This is a genomic window from Anaerofustis stercorihominis (genome assembly GCF_005844425.1).
GTDB classification, from domain to species: Bacteria; Bacillota; Clostridia; order Eubacteriales; family Anaerofustaceae; genus Anaerofustis; species Anaerofustis butyriciformans.
The window spans coordinates 51,342-59,138 of the sequence record NZ_SPHL01000008.1; the positions used below are offsets into that span (position 1 = coordinate 51,342).

At 28.7% G+C, this 7,797-nt stretch carries 3 protein-coding genes; all 3 read right to left on the reverse strand.

The annotated features are described in order from the left end of the window. Nucleotides 1–45: 45 nt before the first annotated feature. Entirely contained in the window at nucleotides 46–7,218 is a 7,173-nt protein-coding gene (locus tag FGQ49_RS03765) for a helicase-related protein (protein WP_138268544.1), read from the reverse strand. Between the two features lie 29 nt (nucleotides 7,219–7,247). After that, nucleotides 7,248–7,589 (reverse strand): hypothetical protein, encoded by a 342-nt coding sequence (locus tag FGQ49_RS03770; RefSeq protein WP_138268545.1) that lies wholly within the window; start codon nucleotides 7,587–7,589, stop codon nucleotides 7,248–7,250. 12 nt (nucleotides 7,590–7,601) lie between these two features. Then, a partial coding sequence (locus FGQ49_RS03775) for a hypothetical protein (protein WP_138268546.1) occupies nucleotides 7,602–7,797 on the reverse strand: 196 nt, incomplete at its 5' end.

Consider the following 7,797-nt stretch of genomic DNA (forward strand, 5'->3'; position numbering starts at 1 on the left):
GCGATAATAGTTTTTATCTAAAATCGCTCTAATATAATAATAAAATTATCTTTCATAATCTTTATTAGGTGTATGATTATCACTAATTTCTTCGCCACCATCGTCAACAATTTCTTTATCTTTTTCATTAAGATTTAATTTAATATTAAGTTCATCTAATCGTTTAGATTTGGCTTTTAATTCTTCCTCTTGTGGAAATGGTTTTTTTATTTCTAATTTTGCATTTTCATAATTTTTTTTGGTATCTTCAAGATTGCTTTCTGCATTAGAAAGTTTATTTTCAATGCTATTTAATACATTGTCAATACGGGTTATATTTCCACTTGGATCACTTCCTAATTCTACTTTATATGATAAATTATTTTTCATTCCCATATAAAATTTTCTATCAAAAGTATCAAATGATAACATCATTTTAAACCCCTTATATTCTCCTATTTCTATTGGCTCTGGATTAGTCATTGATTTACATATTTCTATTATTTTTTCTCCTGCTTCTTTTCTTTCTATGAAGTCTTCGCCTCTAATAGTCATTTTCTCAAACGAATTATCTTCTGTATTATTAGAATTAAAATACTCTAAATCTTCTTTCATATCTTCAATTCTATTTTCTAATCTTTTTATTTCATTAGGATAATATTTAATAACTTTATCTTCTAATGCATATATTTCACTTAAATGAGTTTGTTTTAATAACTTTAATTTTGCGACTTGTGTATCTAGTTCTGTCTTTTCAATTATATCTGGATTTCCTGCTGCAAGTGCTTTAATTTCTGCATAAGATAATGCAGTTTCATCAATATCTTCAGCAAATCTTACAGGAGTCTTTGAGGTCATTATTTGAGAAATAAATCTTTGTTTATTTTCTACTAACTGATATAAATATGCATCAAAAGTTCCCTCCGTTACATATCTATAAATATCTACTTCCGGATTTTTATTTCCCTGTCTAATTATTCTTCCACTCCTTTGAATTAAATCACTTGGTCGCCACGGACAGTCTAAATCGTGCAATGCAATTAATCTATCTTGACAGTTAGTTCCTGCCCCCATTTTTTGAGTGCTACCCATCAAAACTCTTACTTGTCCACGCCTAACTTTATTAAATAATTCTTGCTTTCTTGCATCTGTATTTGCATCGTGAATAAATGCAATTTCTTCGTCTGGTATTCCTCTATCAATAAGTTTCTTTTTTAAGTCATCATATACATTAAACTTTCCATCATTATGTGGAGTTGATAAATCACAAAATACAAGTTGAGCAGATTTATTAGGACTTGTTTTGTTCCAAATATCATAGATATTATCTGCACAAGTTGCAACTTTACTTTTATCAAAATCGTCTAACATTTCATTAGATAATCTTTGGTCAAGTGCTAATTTCCTTCCATCATTAGTTATTTTTAACATATTATCAATAGAAGAATCTACCATTCTATTTCTTATTCTTTCTGCTCTTTCAGATAGTTCTTTTACAAGTTCTTTTTGAATCTCACTAGGCTCTATGACTATATTATGATAGTTTGCTTTTGGTACCGGAAGATTAAGCATATCAGAAGTTTGTATATCAGCAACTTCCTTAAACATTGCCATAAGTTCTGGTAAATTAAAGAACTTTGCAAATCTAGTTTTTGCTCTATAACCTGTACCTTCTGGGCTTAATTCTATTGCAGTAACTGTTTCGCCAAATGTTGAAGCCCAAGCGTCAAATTGTTGCAAATGTCTTTTTTCTAATTCTCCATATTGTAAATATCTTTGCATAGTATATAACTCTACCATTGAATTAGAAACTGGTGTACCTGTTGCAAAAATTACTCCTTTTCCACCTGTAAGTTCATCTAAATATCTGCATTTCATAAATAAATCTGATGACTTTTGTGCTTCGGTTTGTGCAATACCTCCAACATTTCTCATCTTCGTATATAAGAAAAGATTTTTATAATAATGTGCTTCATCTACAAATATTCTATCAACACCTAATTCTTCAAAAGTTATAACATCATCTTTTCTTGAAGTATCATTTAATTTTGCAAGTTTTGTTTCTAAATTCTTTTTTGTTTTCTCCATTTGCTTAATAGAAAATCTTTCGCCATTACTATTTTTTAAATCTTGTATTCCAAATGTTATATCATCAATTTGTTTTTGTATTATAGCAATTTGTCGTTCTACTGACATTGGTATTTTTTCAAATTGAGAATGTGAAATAATGATGGCGTCATAATCTCCTGTTGCAATTCTTGAACAAAACTTTTTACGATTGGCAGTTTGGAAATCTTTTTTTGTTGTAACCAAAATATTTGCACTGGGATAGAGTTGTAAAAACTCTTGACCAAATTGTTCAACGATATGATTAGGAACTACAAATAAAGATTTATTACATAGTCCTAATCTTTTTGATTCCATTGCAGCAGCCACCATTTCAAATGTTTTACCTGCTCCAACTTCGTGAGCAAGTAAAGTATTTCCTCCGTAAAGAATTCTTGCTATTGCATTTACCTGATGTTTTCTTAAAGTTATTTCTGGATTCATACCATCAAAGGTTATATGACTTCCATCATATTCACGAGGTCTAATAGAATTAAATCTTTCATTATATGATTTAACTAATCGTTCTCTACGCTCTGGATCTTTCCATATCCATTCTTCAAAAGCAAGTTTAATTTGTTCCTGCTTTGCTTGTGCTATAGCCGTTTCTTTTTTATTTAATTCTGCAACTTTTTTTCCGTTTTCATCTTCATAATAATCATATATTCTAGTATCTTTTAAGTTCAAACTATCTTCAATAATTTTATAAGCATTTGCTCTACTTGTTCCATAAGTATTAGTGGCTTTTACATTGTATCTATCATAACTTTTCCCATCTATATACCATTCAGAAGTAGATTCCATATAATGGACATTTATATTTCTACTTGCATAATAACTAGGATTTAAAAGATATTCTATAAAAACTTTTATATCTTCTGGTGGTATCCAAGTTGAGCCTAACCTTACACTAATTTCACTTGCACTTAAATCTTTTGGTTGAACTTCTTTAAGATACTTTACATTAATATTAAACCTATCATCAGTTTCTGCAAATTTTTCTGCTATTCTTAATTTTTCTCTTACATTTCCAGAAAGGTACTCATCTGCTGTCACCCAATGATTAGACTCTCCATATTCAGGAACATTAAATATTTCGCCTTCTAATTCTTTAAGCATTTCATCCATATTCTTATTACAAAGTTGTTGCATAAATTCTATATCAACTCTTGCTTTTTCAGAAAGTGAAACAATTAAAGCGTCGTTAGCATTATCTACTGATGTTATTTCTGTTTTAGGTTTAATTGTTCTTTTAGTAAACATATCTGCTTTTCTTGCAAGATTACCATTTTCATCTAAAATTTCAAGAGAGCATAATAGATAATAACTTGAATCATTAGAAAAAGCAGAGTTATTTCCTCTGCTATTGATTAATCCATATTTCTTTGTAAAAGTATCATATAAACGATTTAATTTAATCTGCTCTCTCTTTATATCTTCATCTGGATAGTCTTCTGTCTGATACTCCAAAAGAGTTCTCACACAGTCCCTTATTTCAATAAGACCTTTTACTCTATTTTCAGTTGTCATAGCAAGTTCTTGTGGATACATTCTACTATTCTCTCTGAAATAAATTTTATCATCAATTAAGGTATATGAGAAGTTTCTAACAGTTAAATCTGCTTCAATAGAATTATCTTCTTCGCCTATATCATCTAGTTCATATTCCTTAACTTCAGCGTGAATATTTGAAATTGCTTCATTAAGTTTTTCTTCTAAATTTAAGCCATCAGATATACAAGCAGAATCATAACCAAACCTAGTAGAAATCATTTCCATATTTCCCATTATCATTTCTGGATTATCAATGAAATATTGATTCATCTTAATTCCATTTTCATTTTCTCCTAAATATACCCAGTCTGGCTCTATATCAGTTATTGAATCTCTTTTTTGTAAGAATATAATATCTGATGTGACTTCTGTACCTGCATTTGCTTTAAAAGTATTATTAGGTAGTCTTATTGCTCCTAACAGGTCTGCTCTTTGTGCAATATATCTTCTTACACTTGGATTTTCTTTATCTAGTGTACCTTTAGAAGTTATAAATGCAATAACTCCACCTGGTCTTACTTTATCAAGTGTTTTAGCAAAGAAATAATCGTGAATTAAAAAATTGTTTTTATCATATTTTTTATCTAATACTTTAAAATCTCCAAATGGAACATTTCCTATTGCAACATCAAAAAAAGAATTAGGAAGATTAGTATCTTCATATCCTTGTACTGCAACAGAAGATTTTTGATATAGTTGTCTTGCTATTCTTCCACTTATTGAATCAAGTTCAACACCATATAACTTACAATCTTTTAATGATTCTGGAATCATTCCTATAAAGTTTCCTATTCCACAACTAGGCTCTAATATATTACCGGTTTTAAGCCCCATATTCTCTAACGCTTTATACATAGACCTAATTACTATTGGGGGTGTATAAAATGCCGTTAAAGTTGATTCTCGTGCTTGTGAATACTCTGTTTCATCAAGTAAGTTCTTTAAAATATGATATTCATTACTCCAAGAAGAATCCATATCATCAAATGCTTGTGAAAGACCTCCCCATCCAACATATTTAGATAGTATTTCTTGTTCTTCTGGAGTAGCAAATCTATCTTCTTCTTCGCATTTTTTTAAAATCTTAATTGCATCAACATTATTATTAAATTTCTCTCTTGGAGTACCTTCTCCTAATCTATCATCAGATATTCTAAACTGACTACGATTGACAGTAGGTATTTCTGGGTGTATATCAAAACTTCTTATTCTATTACTTTTTTTCTTTTCAAATTCTGGAACAATTATTTCTTCTTTTTCTATATTTTCTTCAATAAACGTTTCTTTTTGTTCCTTTTTCGTATGTTCTTCAGCATTATTTTCTTCTTGTTTTTGCTTTTGAATTTCACTTATTTTAACTTTAAGATGGTCATTAGCAGGATTTTCTTTAACTTTTTTGTCAAAGTCTTCTTTTGACATTTCACGATTAAATAATGGGTATTGGTAATCATATAGAACTATATTAGAAATCCCAATATTTAGTATTTCATATTCATCTGCTCCAATATAAACCTTATCCCCTAAATGATATTGATACTCGTATTCTTCTTCAGTTTGTTCTAATAAAATGTTGTCTGCAAGGTTTTTACTTGCCTCTATAAACTCTCTTTCTTGTTCTTCTTTTTCAAGCCAATTAGGATATTCTTCTAATTCTTTTTTATTTAAGTATCTATCTTCGTGAATAAGCGTTTTTATTCTATTGGCAATATAATTCCACTTAAATAATTGTTCTTTAGCACTAGCATCAAAATAACCACGATTAAAACGCATTCCTTTTGCATCATAACTAACACCTATACCAGATCCTTTTACAGTATGAGTTGCTCCTCCCATACCATAAGAATTTTTAAGATAATTTATATTTTCTTCTGCTGATAAACTTTTTTGAAATACCTCATAAGTTCTGTACTTTGTTTCGGTATGTTGTTCAGTTAAATATTTATCTATAAATTCTTGAGTAAATTCTAAATCTGATACCATCTTTTCACTATTGTCATCAATAAAACTTAATTGGTCTGTTATACTTGGCAAAGGCTCAATTCTATCATTTAACTGATTTAGCAATATCATTGAATCATAATGATAAGTTAAATCTTCCCAACTTACTAAAGTTTCTGTATCTCTTGATAAAAAATTACCTTTCCAAAATAAAATACCGTTGTCAAAAGTTTTATAACCATACATCTTGTCATCAACTATAACACCGGTATAATCTGAATTAAACATTTCTTTAAGAAATTCTGCTCTTTTGCTAATATCTTTCTCATTAGCAAAATAATCTTTTATTTCTTTGTTTGATTTTCTTATATGTGGGGTTGTACTTAATATTTGATTTATCTTTTCTTCTACTACAACATAAGGATGATGTTCTGTTGCATTATAAACATTTAAGCGTAAATCAATTCGTTCATTACTATCTCCTCTGCTGACAACTTCAAGTTGTTCATCATTTGTACCCACTTCATTTGGTCTTGTTGTTTCAAACTCTCTGTTATATTCTCTTTGGCTTTCATCTCTGATACTATTTGTTCTATCCTCTCCATTGCTGTTTGTTGAATATGCATTAAATGTTGTGGAAGTTGATTGCTCATTAGTAGAGTTGTGTATAGAGATTTCTTGTTCTCTTTCAAGTATCTTAACCTCATCATTGCGTATTTGCCCTCCACTTGAATCTTGTTTTCCGGTACTGTTAAGTTCGGTACCTCGTAATCCCCTTGACGTGTGTAAGTTATATTCATTATTATTCCTCCTTTCAATAGTATTTCTGCTTTCGCTTATATCATAAGATAAATTACTGTCTATATCAAATGTGCGAATTTTATTTATTTCATTAATTCGCAGATTTTTAATGGTATTATATATTTCACGAAGTCCCATTTCAGATATTTCACTTGTTGCTACACCAATTCTCGTTATTGTATCAAAACTATCAAAATTTAATAAATCACTAAAATCGCTACTTGTAAAATATTCATTTGGATTTAGTCCACATCTTTTAATTATTGAAAATGCAATACTATTTTCTAATGCCTTTTGAAATAATACTTTTATATTTTCATTATCTAATGATTCAAGAGAACTATTTTCTTTATAGAATATTAAATCATCTAAATAATCTTGTATATTATCCTCAACAATTATTTTTGATACCGACTTAATTGCAAGTCCCAGAGAACTTTTATCAGCAAGTTCTCCGTACTTATTTTCTAATGACTCAATAATATCTAATTCATAAGGTTTTGAAACTGACCATAATCTAAAACTTTTACCAAGTTTACTATTGGTATCTGCAATATCAAATACATATCTTAAATTAGTATAACCATTTTCTTCAGACAAAAGAGCAATTCCTTTTGCACCACGATTAACCCATCTACCAACTTGTTTATTCCAAGCCTCTATTTTTGCACAGGCTATTGCCGTAGGTTTTTGTGCATAAATTAAAACTTGATCATTGAAAGGATATTTGTAGTTCATTGCAGCACATTCCAAAAAAGACATCCAATCTTCAGGAGAACTGCTTATTTTAGTTAAAGTTTCTCCATAAAGGTCTGTAATTAGTCTTAATTTACTTGCCATATTACACCTCCTATTCTAAATTAGACTATTTATTCACTTGCCATTTTTTCTTCTTTTATTTTTTCTCTTACTTGCAACAATACATCAAAGTAATTTGTTTCAACAGAAATCATATCCTCTATTCCATAAAATAAAATATAAAATAAATCTACTATTTCATTGTTATAAAGTCTAATATCTACTTTTGTTTCCTCATTTTCATTTTTTATTGGAACACTATATCTTAACAATTTTTCTTTTAATTTTGCTGATTTTTTTGAATAAAGTTCATTATCAGAATTTATTATATTTTCCAATATCTCATTAAGTTTATTAAACTCATTTATGTTTAGTTTTATTTTAATTGGTGGTATTCTTTTTGAATAAGCCATATCATTTTCCTCCTATCTTTCCATATATTTATCTTGTTTTACTCTTTGATTTAAAACTATATTATTTCTATATTGTCCTATTGCCTCTTTTACAGAAGTATTTTTCAATATATCATCTACTTTTGCTTGGGCTTCTTTTCTATTTTTTGCCTCCACTTCAAAAGTAATAGTTCCATTAATATCTACATCTATTTCAAATTTTTTCATT

Excerpts from the sequence above, each read along its gene's own strand:
- FGQ49_RS03765 (WP_138268544.1), bottom strand. The coding sequence starts at position 7,218 with ATGGCAAGTAAATTAAGACTAATTACAGACCTTTATGGAGAAACTTTA.
- FGQ49_RS03770 (WP_138268545.1), bottom strand. The coding sequence starts at position 7,589 with ATGGCTTATTCAAAAAGAATACCACCAATTAAAATAAAACTAAACATA.